Genomic DNA, 20,277 nt, shown 5'->3' with positions numbered 1-20,277 from the left:
TTTCGCCCCTAATTTAGAATTTATAGGTGTTTAAGCATTAATTTTTGCTTTCGTTAATTTACGCCATACAAATTCAAGCGGGCCTTGATTAAAATAGCGGCTGTATATAAAGGTAAATATGAGCTGCAGTACAACTAATGCCGTTGCCAGCACCCAGTAATCAATACGATCAAAACCGAGCACCCAGTGTGTAAACAGCACTTTATATAACAATAGTTGCATGAGTGTTTGGCTAATATACAAGGTAAATGCTAAGCGCCCTGTTTGCTGAATAAGCTTGCCAACATGTGCCCTGTTATTGCAAAATTTAACAATTAAATGAATATACAGCGTCGCCATTCCAAGTGCCGCAAACATATTTATTGACTCTTGTATGGCATACATAAAACCACTACTGTATTGCGAGGTATAGAGCCTAAACGCACTCAAAGTAGCGGTTGCAATAACGGTTATTACTAGCTGTTTTGTGCTTAAGCCTTCGCTAAATACTCCCTGTTTATACAAGTAAATACCAATGAGCATAATCCCTGCACACATCCACAAGGTCATTATCGGCACTATAAATACCATTAATGCATTCATACCTAAGTTAGAAATAAAATAATCAAAATAATGTGGACTATATAAAGAAATAAAATCTTGAGAGTCGCGATAAATAATATCCACAGGTGCACTATACATAACCAGCCCAGTGGTGATGCCACACAGTAAAATAAATGCAAGACCTCGCCTCAAAAGTAACGCATTATCGCTTTGTAGGTATTTCAGAGTAAACCAACCTGAAATGCCATAAACAAATAAAATATCACCAGCCCAAAGTAAAAACCCATGTGCTAAACCAAACAGTATTAACCAGTAAAGCCTACTTTTTAACTGCACATCAGACTTATAACGTTGCCATTGAATATAAAGCCCAGCCCCAAACAGCAAACTAAACAGCGTTCTAAAACGACCGTCTACAAATAAGGTACTAAAAATATAAATAATAGAGTCACTAACAGGGGCATTACTGTGCGCAATGTAGCCTAATTCAAAAACACCAAAAGCATAGCTATTCATGTAAACTAAGCCCAGTACAGCTATGCCACGAATGAAGTCCATATTGTAATTGCGCATTAAAGCTAATGTCCGTTAAATATTGTTCTTATAGCTGTCGGCCCAATTGACCGACTGCTGGTAGAGTGCAGGCAGTATAGCATTGTCTATATTCAACAAAAGCCTAGCTTGCTCTAGCGCCCACCAGCTTCCAGTTTCGTATGCTCTAACAACATTTAAAATATAGTAAAGGTTATTTTTATCATTTAATAATGCAGCTTTTATCTCATCTGGAAAAGGCAGCTTTTCAACAAGTAAGCTCATCGGTTGATCAAGTATTGCATCAAGCAATGAAAATAAACCGGTTAAAAAAGCCTCTCCAGTTTGGCTCTTTGCTACATTTTTTGCTAAAAGCTCACAAAAACGAGCACGAACAACGCAAACCTGCATTAGCTCAGCAGGCTTTTTTCCTGCTGTATGAGCGGTAACAATAAGGCTCACAAACTTTTTAAGACGATCATGCCCTAAATAGACAAGTGCTTGCTTTAATGACGATATTTGACTTTGTATAGGAAAAACACCACTGTTTATTAAACGCAGTAGTTTATATGCAAGGGCGGCATCTAGCTCAAACAACCCAGATATAACTTTTATATCTGGGTTTGGCTTCATTATTTCAGCATAAATAGCGACAACTAACCCATAATTATAATCGATATCGTTTTGCTTTATCATAGTGGGTTTCGCAAAAAAATAACCTTGGAAATAATCAAACCCCATATCAAAGGCTAATTTATAGTCGTCTTGTGTTTCTATTTTTTCGGCTAATATTTTTATTTGTTTATGTGCTTGCAGCTTTTTAACGATGGGTTGTATTTCGTTAAGCGGTGTCATTCTTATATCAAATTTTATTAATTTGACGAGCTTTAAAAAACGATCCCACTGTGGTTTATACACAAAATCATCGAGTGCGAGTTTATAATTACTATGAAATAAACCTCGGCATAGTTCGTAGTTATCATCGTTTGGCTCAATGGTTTCAAGTAGTTCGATTACAACATCTTGGCAAGGCAAAAAAGCGCATAAGTCGAGCTTCAATGATTCAGGACCAATATTAATGAGTGCTTTTTTACCTGATGTAATATGGCGAGTACCTAAGTTAAGTTGATTCTCCATAATAAGACGAGCGGTCGCTTGGCCTTCTGCAATATCAGGAAAATAATTTTTAGGGCTATCACGAAAAAGTAGCTCGTAAGCTACTACATTTTGACGACGATTAAATATTGCTTGCCTTGCAACAAATACAGACACATTACCTACTTCTTGTTTTTTATTTCAGACTAAGTCATTAAACATTAAAGCGATACAATTGTCACTGAACTTTGCAAAGCACGTAATAATTCACCTATATAAGGTTGTTATATAAGCAGTTGCGATTTGCGTCCATGAAAAACGGGCTTGCTCAGCACCCTTTTTTACTTTATGCCACTTTTGAGGTTCTTGCTTTTTAATTGAGAGTGTTTCGTCTAAACAGGTGATTAAATTACTAGTTTGCATGGCTAATGTGTCGCCACTAAAACTAAAACCATTTTCATTATGCTGAACGGTGTCTTTTAATCCGCCAACACTATGCACCAAGCAAGGCTGTCCCGCTCGCATTGCAAGCATTTGACTTATACCACATGGCTCAAACGAACTTGGCATTAAGAACAAATCACCTAGTTGATACATTAAATCACCAACACCTTGACCATAACCTTGCAAAAATAAAAGGTTAGAATTGCGTGACATCGCTTTAGTAAAAAGACTTTCAAGCTCTTTGTCACCCGAACCTAAAACAATGAATCGACCACAGTATTTATTAACTAGTTGGCAAACGTTATCAATCGCTAAAGTACCGTTCACCTGCTGGCACAACAACAAGACTTTTTGCTCTGTAAGTCGGCCTACACTTGTTACTAATGGGCCATTATTTGCTGCTGCTTTAAATTGCTGTAGTCGCTGGTGCGCAATATAATAACCACTTTGAAGCTGCTTATGGTTACTCATCCAGCTAAATAAAGTGTTCTCTATTTTTTTATATAAAGTATTTAAGTCTGCATTTTCATTTGTTAACTTAGGATACTCACAGCCATTTAAAATACCAACCAGCTTGCCTTGTTCTGCCGCATTTTGCAGATCTTGTTCAAGCCCTTCGCCGCCAAAAAAACCATGTTCATAATTACTTGGTTTAAGTACTTCTTGGCTATAGGTTGGTGATACAACATGTACTTTATCGCATAGGTTAATGGCACTGCGCATTGGGTTAAAACAATGCGGATAACGTGGATCACATAAATGTTGACCGTTATAACTAAGCGAAGGAAACCATGCTTCTAGACTCGAGTCATCGTGCTTAAAAGGCCTTATTCCCTGCAGCGCTATGTTATGTACAGTGTAGGCTATATGTATGTTATTTAGTGCGCTATAACGTGGCTCAAATTTAATTAAAACGGCAACACACGCGCTGTGCCAATCATGCAAATGTAATGCATTAGGGCGTGTAAGTACCCCTTGTAATAATGCCTCACAAACTGCGGCATTAAATAAAGCAAACTTGGTTGCATCCGTGGCAAATGGCCTACCGGGTGCATCGTTGCAGTAAACAGTGCCTGATTCACTAAACAATGGGTGGCTAATAACAATTTGGCTGACATTACTTTGCGTTTGCCGTACTTTAAAAAGTGTTAAAACATGTGGCTGTGCATTAAAAGCAACCGTTACTTCACCGAGATAAATACGCTCAATAAACGCAAAGCCGTAATCAGGAATAACAACATCTACAGTTACACCTTGCTCTGCCAACGCCTTTGGTGCATCACGCACTACATCAGCTACTCCACCTACTTTAGCGCCTGGTAACGCGTCGTTCTCTGCTGCAACCATTAATACATGCATTAATTTACTACTTCCTTTAACCTAATGAGCCTGCTCAATAAAGAGCAAGCCTTGTTGTCATGCTTAAAATTAGTTAGCTAGTTTATTTAAGCTAACTTTTTATTTTCATTTGCTTGGCGCGCAAGCTTTTTTGCAAGCTCAGTGAGCATATCACGGGTCACGAGTACGATGCCTTTTTTAGACACTCTAAAGCCATTGTCTTCATCTGTCTTACGATCAAAACCAATTTCTAGTCCTGCTGGTATCTCACAGCTTCTATCTATTATCGCCCGCTTAATTTTGCAGCCTCTATTTATAATTGCACCAGGCAATATAACTGACTGCTCTATCTCGCAAAATGAACGAATATGTACATTTGAAAACAATAAAGACTTTCTAACAGCAGAGCCCGAAATAATACAACCACCAGAAACTGTTGAGTCTAAGGCCATTCCGCGCCTATCATCGTCATCAAAAATAAACTTAGCGGGCGGTAGTTGTTCCTGATAGGTCCAAATTGGCCACGTCGGATCGTATAAATCAAGTTGCGGCTCAGGCATTACCAGTTCCATATTAGCTTCCCAGAATGAATCTAGCGTACCTACATCACGCCAATAAGGTTGCCCTTCTTGGTTTGGATCTCTAAATGGGAAGGCAAATACGTTATGCTCTTCTATTATCGCTGGAATAATATCGTGGCCAAAATCGCGACCAGAGCCTTCATTTTCAGCATCTTTTTTGAGCTGTTCGAACAAAAATTCGGTGTTAAATACGTAATTGCCCATTGAAGCTAAACACGTACCTGGCTTACCAGGTACTGAACTTGGCATTGCAGGCTTTTCGTCAAAACGGCAAACACGATTTTCCTCATTAACGGTCATTACACCAAAGGTATCGGCGGCTTCTTCTACGGGTACTTCGATGCAACAAACAGTCATGTCGGCGCCATTTTCTACGTGCTTAGCTAAAAGAGCACCGTAATCCATACGGTACACATGATCGCCCGATAAAATCATCACATATTTTGGTAATTCATGACGAATAATATCTATATTTTGAAAAACAGCATCGGCGGTTCCACAATACCAATCATCGCCTTGACGCTGCGATGCGGGTAGAATTTCAACCGACTCTCCCAATTCCTTTTTAAAATGCCCCCAAGCACGGTTAACGTGCCTAATAAGTGAATGAGACTTATATTGTGTAGCAATACCAACGCGCCTAACGCCTGAGTTAATACAGTTAGATAACGGAAAGTCGATTATTCGATGTTTACCACCAAAGTAAACCGCAGGCTTTGCTCGCCAGTCAGTCAGTTCATGCAGGCGTGAACCGCGACCTCCAGCCAGTATTAGTGCGTAAGTTTCTCTGGTTAGGCTGCTTATATAACGATTTTCGTAGTTGGGCATAATACTCTCTCCATTTAGTCTTTGCTGTTAGTGGTATGACTTTTAGTTGTCGTTAAGTCTGTTGCACTAATGTTGAGGGGTTCTAAATGCCAAATGTCGTCACTGTATTGGCTTATGGTTCTATCACTTGAAAACATGCCACTGGCTGCTGTATTTAAAATACTCATTTGTGTCCAGTAGGCTTGATCAATGTAGGTCTTATCTACTTGTTTTTGAGCATCAACATAGCTTTCAAAATCATGCGCGACCAACCAAGGATCGTTCGGGCTCTTAATCGCATTGATCACGTCATCAAATAAGCATGGTTCGAATAAATTAAAATGGCCACTTTCTAAAAGCTGCATTACGTTTGCCAAGTCACTATTTTGTGAAATTAAATGCTCTGGATTATAACGTGATTTAATATCATCAATTTGATGTGCTTGAGCACCAAACAAAAAGAAATTATCAGCACCCACGGCATCTCTAATTTCAATATTTGCGCCATCAAGTGTACCTATCGTCAATGCACCATTCATCATGAACTTCATGTTACCTGTACCTGATGCTTCTTTACCTGCGGTAGACACTTGCTCTGACAAATCGGTTGCAGGGCAAATAACTTCCATTGCTGTTACGTTATAATTTGGTAAAAATGCTACGCGTAAATACGGTGCTGCTAATGGATCTTTATTAATAACCTCAGCCACATTGTTGATTAGCTTAATAATTTTTTTAGCCATATAATAGCCTGGCGCAGCTTTACCGCCGAGTAATACACAACGCGGAACAAGCCCTTGCGTATCACCGCGACGAATACGGTCATATAGATGAATTACATGCAACACATTAAGTAGTTGGCGTTTGTATTCATGAATTCGCTTAACTTGTACGTCAAACATCATCGATACATCGAACTCAACACCGCAACGCGCTTTGACTAAATCAACAAGGCGTTGTTTGTTTTCGCGTTTAGCTGATTGCCACTGAATATGAAAGGTTTGGTCATCAAAAAATCGACGTAGTTGACTAATTTGACTAAAATCGCCTACCCAATCGTTACCAATTTTTTCGCTAATTAATTTGCTTAGAATAGGGTTGCAGTGAGCAAGCCAACGACGTGGTGTTACGCCATTTGTTTTGTTATTAAACTTATCTGGCCACAGTGCATAAAACTCTTTAAACAAGCCTGCTTTTAGTAACTCAGTATGCAGTGCCGCGACTCCATTTACGGAGTAACTACCGACTATTGCTAAATAAGCCATACGAATTTGCGGCTCATCACCTTCTTCAATAAGCGATAGCGCTCGCTGTTTGTTAACATCCCCTGGCCACTGCTGTGCAACTTGGGCTAAAAAACGTGCATTTATCTCGTAAACTATTTCTAAAATACGCGGTAATAACCTTGCAAACAAAGATACTGACCACTTTTCAAGTGCCTCAGGAAGTAAGGTATGATTTGTATAGGCCATTGTTTTAGTAGTAATTTGCCAAGCATCTTCCCAATCAAGTTCGTAGTCATCCATTAAAATACGCATCAGCTCTGCAACAGCAATACTTGGATGCGTGTCGTTTAATTGAAACACATGAAAATCAGAAAAATCAGAAAAACTCTCACCGTGTTGTGCAACCCATTGATCAACAATGTCTTGAATACTCGCAGACGATAAAAAATACTGTTGGCGTAACCTAAGTTCTTTACCATTTTCGCTACTGTCGTTTGGGTAAAGCACCATAGTAATTTGTTCAGCTAGATTTTTTTGTGCTACAGCTTCTGAGTAACTACCGGCATTAAACTCAGTTAGATTAAATTCATCTGTCGCTTCTGACTTCCACAGACGAAGTGTATTAACAATATTATTTTTATAGCCAGGAATTGGTACATCATATGGCACAGCTAATACATCGTGTGAACTCATCCATTGACGATGCTCTCGGCCATATTTATCTGTATAGCTTTGCACATAGCCACTAAATTTAACGCGCTTTGCATGCTCTGGGGCACTCAGTTCCCATGGATGCCCTTCACGAAGCCAGTTGTCGGGTTGTTCTATTTGATTTCCGTCATTTATAGACTGATTAAACATACCGTATTCGTAACGAAGGCCATACCCAATGACAGGCAGGGCCAAACTTGCACAGCTATCTAAAAAACAGGCTGCTAAACGCCCTAAACCACCATTACCTAGCCCTGCATCATGTTCGGCATCTTCAAGCGTTTCGACTGTTGTACAATATTCTTGTAATGCAGAAGCAACTTGATCATCTAAATCTAGATTTAAAATAGCGTTACCCAGTGCTCGTCCCATTAAAAACTCAAGAGAAAGGTAAGCCGTTTTACGGCGCTTTTGCTGTCTAATTTGTTGATTGGTTTCTCTGCAACGAGCAACAAGTCGATCGCGAATAGTGAGCGCTAATGCATGATATAAATATAACTGTGATTCGCCGACCTTATCTCGGCCGAGGGTGTAATAAAAGTGACGTGTTAAATCATCTTTTAACGTACTTTCATCAATAACAGGGCCTTCTTGCCAACCCTTTACTACACACACTTGTTCATCTTGCTTAGCCATGACCTACTTCCTCTAAATTTGAACTGAAAACCCAGCTACTTTGTGCAGAAATTTCAACCATCGCATCGTTGTTACTACTTACAGATGCATTATTTACACTTGATAAAACCATTTGCCAAGGCGCACTTATTGGAGATTGCGGCAATTGGCAGGACATTACTTTTTTACTCGCATTAAAAATTATTAAAAGTGCATGTTTATTTTGCTTATCGAGCAAGCTGTACATTAAAAACTGACGCGTATTTTCATGCCAATGCGCGTCAGTCATAGTTACACCTTCTTCGGTAAACCACCTAACTGTAAAGCGCTCATCAATATCATCTAAAAACACACTGTGTTTAAACGCACTGTGGGCACGTCTGATTTTTAGTGCATCGTCTATAAAACGAGTCAATGTATGATTTAATTGTGAGTCTTTCCATGCAAGCCAACTAGTACGATTATTTTGGCAATAAGCATTATTATTTCCCCCTTGCGAGTGCGCTATTTCACTCCCAGATGAGAGCATAGGAACTCCTTTGGACAAAATAAGTGTAAGCAAAAAGTTTTTTTGCTGTTGCAAGCGGAGCGCTGTTATTTTGGGATCATTTGTAAACCCCTCTACACCACAATTAAAAGAATGATTAGCACTGTGACCATCTCGATTTTGCTCACCATTTGCCTCATTGTGTTTTTCTTCGTAGCTAACTAAGTCAGCAAGCGTAAAACCGTCGTGACTCGTTATAAAATTTATACTATTGAGCGGACCGCGCTCACTGTGCTCGAAAATATCAAATGAGCCATGTAAACGTTTGGCAACGGTGGCGATAATGCCTTCTTCACTTTTCCAAAAACGCTTTATTACATCACGATATTGGTCGTTCCATTCTCGCCAAGGTGCCGGAAAAGCACCTAACTGATAGCCACCAGGGCCTATATCCCACGGTTCACTAATGAGCTTTACTTTGTTTAAAATAGGATCTTGGGCAACCGCTTGTAAGAAAGTATGAGAAGCGCTAAACCCAGATTGAGAACGCCCTAAAATAGTCGCCAAATCAAACCTGAAGCCATCAACTCCCATTACTTCAACCCAATAACGAAGACTATCGAGTACAAGTTGTAATACACGAGGATGGTCAATATTAATCGTGTTACCGCATCCAGTATCGTTTATATATAAATCTGGTCGATCGCTTACAGTGCGGTAATAAGCTAAGTTATCAAAGCCTCTAAGTGACAATATTGGGCCATCATTACCGGCCTCTGCGGTATGGTTGTAAACAACGTCGATAATAACTTCAATGTCGGCCGCATGAAGCTCTCGCACCATTTGCTTAAACTCATTTATATCGTCTTTAACCAAGTAGTCTTTATGAGGTGTAAAAAAGTTAAGCGTGTTGTAACCCCAATAATTTTGCAGCCCTTTACCCGTTAAAAATTGTTCACTAATAAATGAATGAACAGGTAAAAGTTCCACAGCTGTAATACCAAAGCTCTGTAAGTGTTCAATAAAACTGGGATGACTTAGTCCTAAAAATTTCCCTTGTAGGTACTTAGGAATTTCGGGATGACGGCACGTTGCTCCTTTCACATGGCATTCGTATATAACCGTATTTGACCATCTATGGTTTGGCTTTTTATGCGCGTACAACACAGGTGCTGCTACTTTTGACTTAGGTATATCAATCGCATTATTTACGGTGCTTTTAGTGCCGATTGGCATTTGCCCATAATGACGCTCACTCCAAGTAAACTCACCAAATAAGTCTTTTGCGTAAGGGTCTATTAATAGTTTGTTTTCGTTAAACAATTGACCGTGCTTAGGGTTATATTCACCCTCTACTCTAAAGCCATACAAAGCACCTGCATTTAAAGGAAATATATGAATACTCCAAATGCCGCCTTCGTTAATGCTCATTGCCACCTTTAATATTTCTGAATGGCCACTTTTGTCAAATAAACATAAATAAGCTTGAGTTGCTTTTGGTGCATAAAGTGCAAAATTTACACCGCCGTCAGTAACACTTGAACCTAAGGGTTCAACTTGGCCGTGAGTGACTTCAAATTGATTACTCATCTTCGACCTTTTGTAAATAAATAGTAGTTAAACCACCAATGGCAATAGAAATGCTTTGAGCGAACCCATGATTAGGGCTGTCGAAGGTAGTAACTATCTTTAATTCGTTTTGTGTAACGTCTATCCCTGAGCCAAAATAATCGGTTTCATCTGTATTTAAAATTACTTTATAGCGGCCTTTATTTGGCACACCAATGACGTAATTTTGATAAGACTCTGGAGTGAAATTAGCTATAACAACCACTAAATTTCGTGCATTTTTGGCATACCGTACAAAACTTAAAATACTTTGATCGTTATTGTTGTTATCTATCCAATCAAAGCCTGCTGCACTTGTGTCAAGTTCGTACAAAGCAGGTTGGTTTTTATATACATGATTGAGTGTTTTAATTGTTTGTTTTATACCATTGTGACTTTGATGCTCTAATAAGTGCCAATCAAGCGAATGATCGTGGCCCCACTCAGTGCGCTGAGCTATTTCACAACCCATAAACAATAATTTTTTACCTGGATGCGCCCACATAAACGCATAATAAGCTCGAAGGTTTGCGAACTTTTGCCAATCATCCCCTGGCATTTTTTCAATAAGTGAGCCTTTGCCATGCACTACTTCGTCGTGACTCAATGGCAGTATGAAGTTCTCACTAAAGGCGTATACCATCGAAAAGGTTATTTCGTGATGGTGGTGCTGTTTGTAAAGCGGATCGCGTTGCATATAGTGCAAACTATCGTTCATCCAACCCATATTCCATTTATAGCCAAACCCTAAACCGTTATGCTCAACACTTTGTGTAACACCTGGCCATGCAGTTGATTCTTCGGCTATCATCATGATGCCAGGGTTGTTTTTATAACTTCGTAAATTAACCTGCTTTAGGCACTCGATTGCACCAAGGTTCTCGCGTCCACCATAACAATTAGGGATCCATTCACCTTCTTTACGGCTGTAATCTAAATACAACATTGAAGCCACTGCATCTACTCGTAAACCATCAAGCCCAAATTGGTGTAACCAATACATTGCATTAGAAATCAAAAAGCTTTTAACTTCAGGGCGATCGTAATTATAAATATAGGTATTCCAATCGGGATGAAAACCTTGACGCATATCGGCATGTTCGTACAAATGAGTGCCATCAAAACGATGCAAACCATGCGGATCACTTGGAAAATGCCCAGGTACCCAGTCGAGTAAAATACCTAAATTTGCTTTATGGCATTGCTCTACAAAATATTTAAAACTGTTATAGTCACCAAAACGGCTAGTAGGTGCAAATAAACCAACGGGTTGATAGCCCCACGAGCCATCAAACGGGTATTCACTGATAGGCATAAGCTGTAGGTGGGTGAAATTCATTTCAAGTGCATAGCTAACTAGCTTGTCAGCAAGCTCTACGTAACTTAAATAACGATTATTTTCAGCGCGTTGCCATGAGCCTAAATGCACTTCATAAATACTAATTGGTGCATCAATATGGTTACGCTTTTGTCTATTTTTTAAGGCTTGTTCATCAAGAATTATAGGTTCTGGTTTGTATTGCAATACACTGGCAGTACCGGGGGCTTGCTGCATTTTAAACGCATATGGGTCTGCTTTTTCAAACACGTCTCCACTTTGTGCGGTAATTGCAAATTTATAGCACATGTCAGCTTTAAGGCCTGGTATAAATAATTCCCATACACCACTTGCAGGATGAAAGCGCATAAAGTGACGATTAGCTTGCCAAAAATTAAATTCACCAATAATTGATACACTTGCTGCATTTGGCGCCCACACACAAAAACGCACCCCCTCTACATTTTGTTGAGTGCTAAAATGTGCACCAAAGTGTGAGTATGCATGCTCTAAACTACCTTCGTTAAATAAGTACATTGCCTGTGTATCGAGCGCAGTGTCAAAACTGTATTCATCGTAAAACGTAACGGCTGTATTTGTGTATTCAACATCACATTGATATGGCGCGCTTGGCAATGTTTTTAGCTTTGCAATAAACAAATCACTTTGCTTATATCGCAGCGCTTTTATTTTTTTACCGCCAAGGTTAATTACAACATTCAACGCAGTGGGTAAGTAAAGTCGTAACTCTGTGTCTGTGTTTGTTAGTTTATGTGCCCCAAGAAAGCTAAACGGGTCTTTAAAACGACCTGCGCTTAACGCTTGTACTTGATCATCATAACGATTAAAAGAAGATCCAATATTATCTACTGCTGAGCTACTCATTAACCTTTCCTTATTGAATCTATTGCAGCTAACAAAGAGGCATTTTTACTAAAAATCTCTTCGCAAGTGTGTGTTAAAACACGCCGCCAATTGGGATACTCGGTATCTGTTCCTGGAATATTCACACTGTAAAGCTGCTCATCTAAATCATCTATTTGCAGCGCAAGTAATCGTGATTGCGACTTTGCTAAACATAAGGCAAGTGATTTATAAACGTCCATTGCATTAGCTTGTAGGTTAAGTTCTTTTGTTTGATTGGCATTAATAAAGCGCAATAATCGCTCTTGCTCTTCAACACGTTGGTGGGTTAAGTCGTTGCATTGCTGCTCGTTAATTAAACTGTATTGCTGCTTTATATCTAAATCATCGTGTTGCCACCAGCCCATAAAAGGAGGCACATCGTGATTGGCAATCATTAATAAGCAACGTGATGGTAAATCGTTAACCAATAAAAATTCATCATCGTGCTGTTTTTCAAAATAAAATAAGCTGTTAGAAAAAATACCGCTAGAGGCTAAAGCATCTCTTACCTCAGGGGGGACTACACCCAGATCTTCGCCAATAACAATACTTTGATTAATATGCGATTCAATTTTTAAAATTGCGAGTAAATGCTCAAACGGATAATAAACATAACAGCCATCTTGTTTACCATTCGTTTCAAAACACCACCATAAACGCCTAATAGCCATTACATGGTCAATTCTGAGACCACCTACATTTTGCATATTTGCGCGAATAAGTGAGCGATAAAACTCGAAGTGATTATTGCTAAGACTGCGAGGATTGAGTGCCGGAAGCCCCCAATTTTGACCTGCTTCAGCCCATGGGTCTGGCGGGGCACCAACACTTGCCTCTTGGCTAAATAATGATTGCTGATTTTTAAATTCGGCCCCATCGCCAGCACACCCAACAGCTAAATCGTTGATTAAACCAATAGCCATTCCCAGCTCTATACAACTTTTTTGACAAAGTGCTAACTGTAAATACGCTTGCCACTGCAAATAATAGTCAAACGTTAAATTATCTGATTCAAGGGTATTTAGCGTACTTGTATGAGTGTTACAAAATGCTGTAAACGCTTGTCGACGCTCATTACTGGCAGTTAATTCAAACTGACTATAAAGCGCTTTAAATAACGTATATTTAATACGACTTACGTTTTCGTAATTTATAAATTGATCATTGCTTTGCATGAGAGAAATAACATCATCACTTTGCATTAAAGCATTTAGCGCTGCATTGTTATTAGCGTCGTCACATAAATCAATGGCAATATATAAAGGGTTTAGCAAAGCACGACTGTTAGGGCTATAAGGACTTGCTCGCTCTGGCATATCGGCAAATAATAAATGAAGTGGATTAAGTAAAATATAATCCATGTTTTGCGCACTACATAAATGAGTTAACGATAATAAATCGCTAAAATCTCCAACACCTAATAGCGCTTTATTTTTTAAAGTATAAAGCTGAATAGAGAGCCCTGTACGCTTTATATCATCTACTTGATATACTTGTTCAGGAACAGACCAAACCTGTGTATTTGAAAATTGCTCGCCTACTTTTATCGTTGCATCATAATATCCAGCTGGGATAAAAGGTAATTCAAGCGCAACCTCAATATATCGCACTCCATGCAAGTAATATTCACCTGTGACAGGTAAATCACGCATAGTTTGAAATGCCAAGTCAAGACCAAGCGCCTCTACTTTTATGCCTACACATAAATGCTGTTGACGCTCATCTATACGAATCTTTAAGGTATTTTCAGGCCATTCAAGCAAGCTAATACGCGGAACTAATTGCTGCCAAGTAGCTGCATCTAATTCATAGTTAAGATGCGCTATTTGATTAGCATCGTTAGTGTCAATACCACAGCATTGTAAAGCTTGCTTTCGTGTATCGTCGCTAAAAACAACCTGTTCACCAGTGTATTTAGTGAATTCATAACCAATGCCATGCAGGTAAAATAACTGCGAAAGAGCGTCCATTTATTGGCCTTAATTTATACGTTGCGTATTCACTATGCTATTTTCTGTGCCAAATGTATTACCAATGTAACCGTCGGCTTGGTGGTCGTTATCCCAAATATCTCCATTGATTAGATAACGAAAATGGAACTGCTGATCAATAGGAAGGCGTTGCTTACACTTAAAAACGCCCTGTTTTTTATTCAGCTTCATTGGCACTGGCTGCCAATCATTAAATTCACCTAGCAAACAGACTTGCTCTGCCTCAGGGTGAGTGAACTCAAAAGTAACTTCAGCTTCATCTTTTGTTTTAAAAAAACGTTTATTCAACATAGCAGGCTCCAACTAAACCATAAAGGGTAATTAATCTTTGCCACAGGCCATACAACTAAACAAAAAGGCGATGTGGATTCCATTCAAAATCATTAAACACGTTGTAAGTTAACCAAAACTTTATTTACGCATTATTACAGTGCAGCAATTCTTTTTTTTGCACCTAAAAAGTGCAGTTAGTATCGAAACATTCACTTTTGAAAAGCTCAATATTATAGAGCAATATTTAAACCAACTAGACGTGCCACACTTTATTTATTGTCTAAACTTTTATTAGTACCAAACATGAAATAATTCAAAAGTATTACTTAAACTTATAAAATTCTTTTGTTATGCGCTTTTATAAACGATAATAAACCGCATATTAATACTTTGAAATATCATAATTTTCATGTTGAAAAAAAGCATTCTAATAACTATAGCAATCACCTTTTTAATAATAGCCACACTTATTGGTTCTTCAATCTATACCCTTTATAGCAAAAAAGAAATCTCAGTTGATCCTAAATTAAAAGAAATATCAGGTATAGAATTTGATAAGCATAAACGCCTATGGGCTATTAACGATGGAGGCAATGAACCCAAACTATATAGGCTCAATAAAGATGGCTCTATCGCCAAAGAAATCTTAGTTGAAAATGCCAAAAACATAGACTGGGAAGATATGACTCAAAACAAGTTTGGGCATTTTTTCCTAGGTGATTTTGGCAATAACAAAAACGATCGCAGATGGCTCACTATTTATAAAATAGAAAACCCAATAGATATAAAAACAGATATAACTCAAGCAGAAATTATAAAGTTTACCTACCCAGAAATGGATGGAAGTCCAATAAAACCCAATAATCGAAATTTTGATTTAGAAGCATTTGTCGCGCTTGGCCGTCATTTATATTTATTTACTAAAAACCGCACTGAACCGTTTGATGGTATTACTAAGGTATATAAAGTGGGCGATCACGCCGCTAACTTTAAAGCTGAGTTAATCGATTCTTTTAAAACATGTACTACATTAGAAAAACTATGTTGGATAACATCAGCAGCCTTAAGTCCTGACCGTAAAAAATTGGTATTACTTGATTCAACCAGTATTTGGTTATTTGAAAACTTTGAAGGTGATAAATTTTTCTCTGGTGATGTATCAAAAATAGACCTAGGGATTGTTACTCAAAAAGAGGCTGTTACGTTCTTTGACGACAACACCATTGTATTTACCGATGAAGAGTTTAAAGGTATTGGCGGTAATGCTTACTTTATTAAGCTTGATGAAGCAAATAAAACAGTGGTGAAAAGAGTAAAAGTGACGCCAAAAATAACCAATGCATCAACAAAGTAATCTGATGCATTGACATGATACATACTCAGGCTCATCGCTTAAATTTGGTTTCTAAAATAACAGACGATGTTGTACGCTCTACCCCATCAAGGTTGCCAATATCGTCTAGCAAATGACTAAGTTGCTCCAAATTTTGTGCTTGAACTACCGCAATTAAATCAAACTCGCCACTTATTGCATAAAGCTGTGAAATAGCGTCAATTTGTTTTAGTTCTAAGTTGGTTTTAGTGGTGAGCTTTTGCTTTACTTTTATTGATACATGCGCCGATACCATTTTGTTTAAATAGTCATCTCCGTAGTCTACGCTATACCCTTTAATTACCCCGCTTTCTTCTAACTTTAACATTCTACTTTGCACTGTAGAGCGCGACAGGTTCAATAGTCTGGCAAGGTCAGAAATACTCGCGCGTGCATTTGTTTTTAGTATCGATAATAGCTTTTCGTCTTGTGGAGTTATCATAATGGTTATTTATTTCGTTATTTTGCCTTTTATTCTAATCATTTTTCACAAAATAGCACTGCAATTTTAACTGCGAACCTTCGATAATAGTGTCCTATAAAAAATAATAACGTGTTTGCTCAAGAATAACGGCTATATTCTTCTTTAATTTAGCAACTAATCTTTTATCTAAGCCCATTTAATTTAGGTGTACAAAAATGCAAGTAACTAGAGACTTATTTAACGACGTAATGGTACCAAACTATAACCCATCAGCAATTATCCCAGTTCGTGGTGAAGGTTCACGCGTTTGGGATCAAAATAACAATGAGTTCATTGATTTTGCCGGTGGTATTGCCGTTAACTGTTTGGGTCACTGTCATCCTGCATTAGTTAAAGCATTAAAAGAGCAAGGCGAAAAAATTTGGCATTTATCAAATGTTATGACCAATGAGCCAGCACTTCGTTTAGCTCAAAAAATGGTTGAAGCAACATTCGCTGATAAAGTTTACTTTGCAAACTCAGGCGCAGAAGCAAACGAAGCCGCGCTTAAGTTAGCGCGTCGTTATGCACTAGACGTATATGGCGCTGAAAAATCGCAAATTATTGCATTTAATAAAGGTTTTCATGGTCGCACATTCTTTACAGTAACTGTGGGCGGGCAAGCGGCTTATTCAGACGGCTTTGGCCCAAAACCAGCTGACATAGTACATTGTGATTTTAACGATATAGCGGCATTTGAAGCGCTGATCAGCGATAAAACATGTGCTGTTATGATGGAACCATTACAAGGTGAAGGCGGTATTATTTCACCAACAGATGAATTTGCTAAAAAAGTACGCGAACTTTGTACTAAACATAACGCGTTACTTATTTTTGATGAAGTACAAACGGGTGTCGGTCGCACAGGCGATTTATACGCTTATGAAGGTTTAGGGGTTGTTCCTGACATTTTAACAACGGCAAAAGCATTGGGTGGTGGTTTTCCAATTGGCGCTATGATCACACGTACACCGATTGCTGAGCATTTAAAAATTGGTACTCACGGTTCTACTTATGGCGGTAATCCGCTAGCTTGTGCTGTAGCTGAAGCCGCATTTGATACTGTAAATACACCAGACGTACTAAACGGAGTTAAAGAGCGCGAGCAATTGTTCCGTGACGGATTAAACGCAATTAACAAAAAATACAACGTATTTAGCGAAGTACGCGGTAAAGGCTTATTAATTGGCGCAGTACTAAATGACAAATTTGAAGGCCGTGCACGCGACTTTTTAGTAGCCAGTGCTAATAATGGTTTAATGAACCTTGTAGCTGGCATGAATGTAATTCGCTTTACACCGTCTTTAGTTATCCCGTTTGAGGATATTAAAGAAGGCTTAGCGCGCTTTGAAAAAGCAGTTAGCGATGTAGTAAACGGTTAATAGAGTTTAAATTAGCACGCCTACAAGCGTGCTATTGGAGCAAGCAATAAATGCAAGTATTACGTCCTATTACTGCCAATGATTTTGACGCGCTTAAACAAATAGCGATTGAATCCGGTCATGGGTTTACCTCTTTACCTGTGGACGATACACAGCTTAAAGAAAAGATTGAACGTGCTGAAAAAAGCTTTGCCAAAAACATTAACCAGCCACTTGATGAAAGCTATTTATTTGTTTTAGAAGACAGTGAAACAGGTGACGTTATTGGCACAACCGCTATAGAAGCTGCGGTAGGTTTATCCGTGCCTTTATATCATTATCATTTAGGTAAAACAGTACACCACTCGCCTACTTTAAATGTATATAACACCGTTGATATTTTAAGCATGTGTAACGACTACACAGGTTGCTCAGAAATATGCACATTATTTTTGCGCGAAAATAGCCGTAAAGGTTTAACGGGTCGATTTTTATCACGTTCACGCTTTTTGTTTATGGCTCAGCACAGCGAGCGTTTTGCCGATACTGTTATCGCAGAAATGCGCGGTGTTAGCGACGAAGACGGTCATTCTCCTTTTTGGCAATGGCTACAAGAGCACTTTTTTAGTATCGAATTTCCACAAGCGGATCACTTAGTTGGCTTAGGCGATAAGGTATTTATTAGCGAGTTAATGCCTAAATACCCTATTTATGTGAACTTGCTTAGTAAAAAAGCCCAAGCAGTGATTGGGCATGTGCATGAAAAAACAAAACCTGCGCTAAAACTATTAGAAAAAGAAGGGTTTGAGCACAGAGGTTACGTTGACTTATTTGATGCAGGCCCAACAGTTGAAGCAAAGCTTGGAAATATTCGCAGCATTCGCGACTCTCAAGTTTGCCCTGTTACGATTGGCGAGCTTGATCACATATCACAAAATAGCTCTGATACGCTGGCTGTATGTAACCAAGGCGTAAGTGGCTTTAGAGCGACATTTACCAAAGACGCACACTACAATCATGCAAAACATACCCTCGTCATTAGCCAAGATGTGGCTAAGGCGCTTAATTTAAGCCAAGGAGATGCAGCGCGATTTTTCCGCCTGTAAATAATTTATGAATACACACCTAATTAATAATCAGTGGCATGTGGGACTTGGTCCAGCATTTGAGTCAATCAATCCAAGTAATGGCGATGTGGTATGGCAAGGTAATGGCGCAAACGCCCAGCAAGTAGATTCTGCTATAAAAGCAGCTAGAGCCGCGCAATTACAATGGGCAGACAAACCACTTGAAGAGCGTATCGCCATTTTAGAAAACTTCGCAGCACAATTAAAAGAACACAGCGAAGAATTTGCTAGCATTATTGCACGCGAAACGGGCAAGCCATTATGGGAAACCCGCACTGAAGTGGGCGCAATGACAGGTAAAGTAGCAATTTCGGTTAAAGCCTACCATGAGCGTACAGGTACAACCGAAAATCCAATGCCCGGTGCTAAAGCGTTTATTAGACACAAACCGCATGGCGTTGTGGCTATTTTTGGCCCGTATAACTTTCCTGGGCATTTACCAAACGGGCATATTGTTCCTGCAATTTTAGCCGGTAATACCGTTGTATTTAAGCCATCAGAACTGACGCCGCACGTTGCAGAATTTACCCTCTCACTTTGGTTAAAAGCAGGTTTGCCAGCGGGTGTTATTAACCTTGTGCAAGGTGAAATTGAAACAGGTAAAGCGCTTGCTTCTCATAAAGGTATAGATGGCTTGTTTTTTACTGGTAGCTCAAACACTGGTCACTTATTACATAAACAGTTTGCAGGACATCCTGGCAAAATTTTAGCACTTGAAATGGGCGGCAATAATCCTCTTATTGTAAAAGATGTGAGTGATATAAGCGCTGCTGTGCACGATATTATTCAATCAGGCTTTATTACCTCAGGTCAGCGCTGTACGTGTGCACGTCGCTTATTTATTGAAAAATCAGCCAGCGGCGATGCTATTTTAGAAAAGCTAATAAGCGCAACTAAAAACATAGTTGTAGACGACAGCTTTGCTACAGAGCAGCCTTTTATGGGTGCAATGATAAGCGAAAAAGCAGCACTGGGTATGGTTGCCGCGCAAAGTGAATTAGTCTCAAAAGGCGCGCAAATCCTTGTTGAACTTAAGCAATTAAAACCAGGCACAGGTTTTGTAAGCCCTGGTATTATTGATGTAACAAGTATTACCAACATGCCAGATGAAGAGCATTTTGGACCGCTAATTAAAGTGTATCGTTATACCGACTTTGACAGTGCAATTATTGAAGCTAACAACACAAGCTTTGGTTTATCTGCAGGTTTACTTAGCGACAGTGAAGATGACTACACTCACTTTTTAAAGCGCATTCGTGCCGGTATTGTTAACTGGAACCGCCCCATTACAGGAGCCTCTAGTGCAGCTCCATTTGGCGGTATTGGCGCCAGTGGAAATCACAGAGCAAGTGCATACTATGCCGCCGATTATTGCGCATACCCTGTAGCATCTGTGGAGTCAGACAAAGTGAGCTTACCGCAAACCCTAGCGCCGGGCTTGGTAATTGAATAAGCAATAAAACCAAAATTTTAGATTTAA

14 protein-coding genes are annotated in these 20,277 nt (G+C 39.1%); 4 read left to right on the top strand and 10 right to left on the bottom strand.

Translation table 11 applies throughout. From position 1 onward, the window contains the following. Window positions 1-30 precede the first annotated feature (30 nt). The 9 genes from LOS73_RS06700 to LOS73_RS06660 all read right to left on the bottom strand — a co-directional run bounded on the left by LOS73_RS06700 (window position 31) and on the right by LOS73_RS06660 (window position 14,492). Window positions 31-1,101, bottom strand: a complete 1,071-nt coding sequence (locus LOS73_RS06700) for a DUF418 domain-containing protein (protein WP_457934951.1) — start codon at window positions 1,099-1,101, stop codon at window positions 31-33. 30 nt (window positions 1,102-1,131) lie between these two features. Next, on the bottom strand, window positions 1,132-2,346 hold the full coding sequence (locus LOS73_RS06695) for an EAL and HDOD domain-containing protein (protein WP_342865685.1): 1,215 nt from the start codon (window positions 2,344-2,346) through the stop codon (window positions 1,132-1,134). Window positions 2,347-2,436: 90 nt separating this feature from the next. Beyond that, complete coding sequence (locus tag LOS73_RS06690) at window positions 2,437-3,972, bottom strand: glycogen synthase (RefSeq protein ID WP_457934708.1); 1,536 nt, start codon at window positions 3,970-3,972, stop codon at window positions 2,437-2,439. A gap of 86 nt (window positions 3,973-4,058) precedes the next feature. Beyond that, window positions 4,059-5,360 carry a glucose-1-phosphate adenylyltransferase gene (gene glgC, locus LOS73_RS06685; RefSeq protein ID WP_007376350.1) on the bottom strand — a complete coding sequence of 434 codons (1,302 nt, stop codon included), beginning with the start codon at window positions 5,358-5,360 and terminating at the stop codon, window positions 4,059-4,061. Window positions 5,361-5,374: 14 nt separating this feature from the next. Next, complete coding sequence (locus LOS73_RS06680) at window positions 5,375-7,912, bottom strand: glycogen/starch/alpha-glucan phosphorylase (protein ID WP_007376351.1); 2,538 nt, start codon at window positions 7,910-7,912, stop codon at window positions 5,375-5,377. Continuing rightward, the gene (gene glgX / locus LOS73_RS06675; RefSeq protein WP_007376352.1) at window positions 7,905-9,968 is read right to left on the bottom strand and encodes a glycogen debranching protein GlgX; all 2,064 of its coding nucleotides are present in this window, start codon (window positions 9,966-9,968) and stop codon (window positions 7,905-7,907) included. Before glgX ends, LOS73_RS06680 begins: the two co-directional genes overlap by 8 nt. Then, window positions 9,961-12,189, bottom strand: coding sequence for a 1,4-alpha-glucan branching protein GlgB (gene glgB, locus LOS73_RS06670; protein WP_007376353.1), 2,229 nt, complete (start codon window positions 12,187-12,189; stop codon window positions 9,961-9,963). The genes glgX and glgB overlap by 8 nt, the downstream gene beginning before the upstream one ends. Further along, window positions 12,189-14,180 carry a 4-alpha-glucanotransferase gene (gene malQ, locus LOS73_RS06665; RefSeq protein WP_033030160.1) on the bottom strand — a complete coding sequence of 664 codons (1,992 nt, stop codon included), beginning with the start codon at window positions 14,178-14,180 and terminating at the stop codon, window positions 12,189-12,191. The genes glgB and malQ overlap by 1 nt, the downstream gene beginning before the upstream one ends. 9 nt (window positions 14,181-14,189) lie before the next feature. After that, entirely contained in the window at window positions 14,190-14,492 is a 303-nt protein-coding gene (locus LOS73_RS06660) for an isoamylase early set domain-containing protein (RefSeq protein WP_007376355.1), read from the bottom strand. A gap of 391 nt (window positions 14,493-14,883) precedes the next feature. Between LOS73_RS06660 and LOS73_RS06655 the strand changes: the two genes are divergently transcribed. Beyond that, window positions 14,884-15,828, top strand: coding sequence for a hypothetical protein (locus tag LOS73_RS06655; RefSeq protein ID WP_457934707.1), 945 nt, complete (start codon window positions 14,884-14,886; stop codon window positions 15,826-15,828). A 31-nt stretch (window positions 15,829-15,859) separates the two neighbouring features. Here the strand turns inward: LOS73_RS06655 and LOS73_RS06650 are convergent, their stop codons facing one another. Beyond that, window positions 15,860-16,288, bottom strand: a complete 429-nt coding sequence (locus tag LOS73_RS06650) for an Lrp/AsnC family transcriptional regulator (RefSeq protein WP_007376357.1) — start codon at window positions 16,286-16,288, stop codon at window positions 15,860-15,862. 197 nt (window positions 16,289-16,485) lie between these two features. Between LOS73_RS06650 and LOS73_RS06645 the strand changes: the two genes are divergently transcribed. From LOS73_RS06645 to astD, 3 genes are read left to right on the top strand one after another with little or no spacing between them, the layout of a single operon-like run. After that, on the top strand, window positions 16,486-17,691 hold the full coding sequence (locus LOS73_RS06645; RefSeq protein WP_457934706.1) for an aspartate aminotransferase family protein: 1,206 nt from the start codon (window positions 16,486-16,488) through the stop codon (window positions 17,689-17,691). Between the two features lie 50 nt (window positions 17,692-17,741). Then, window positions 17,742-18,776 carry an arginine N-succinyltransferase gene (gene astA, locus LOS73_RS06640; RefSeq protein ID WP_024595454.1) on the top strand — a complete coding sequence of 345 codons (1,035 nt, stop codon included), beginning with the start codon at window positions 17,742-17,744 and terminating at the stop codon, window positions 18,774-18,776. A 7-nt stretch (window positions 18,777-18,783) separates the two neighbouring features. Continuing rightward, complete coding sequence (gene astD / locus LOS73_RS06635; RefSeq protein ID WP_457934705.1) at window positions 18,784-20,250, top strand: succinylglutamate-semialdehyde dehydrogenase; 1,467 nt, start codon at window positions 18,784-18,786, stop codon at window positions 20,248-20,250. The last annotated feature ends 27 nt before the right edge of the window (window positions 20,251-20,277 follow it).

This window comes from Pseudoalteromonas sp. SCSIO 43210, assembly GCF_054133285.1.
The sequence above is the reverse complement of the archived record's forward strand: the minus strand, read 5'-3'. Positions and strand labels throughout refer to the sequence as shown.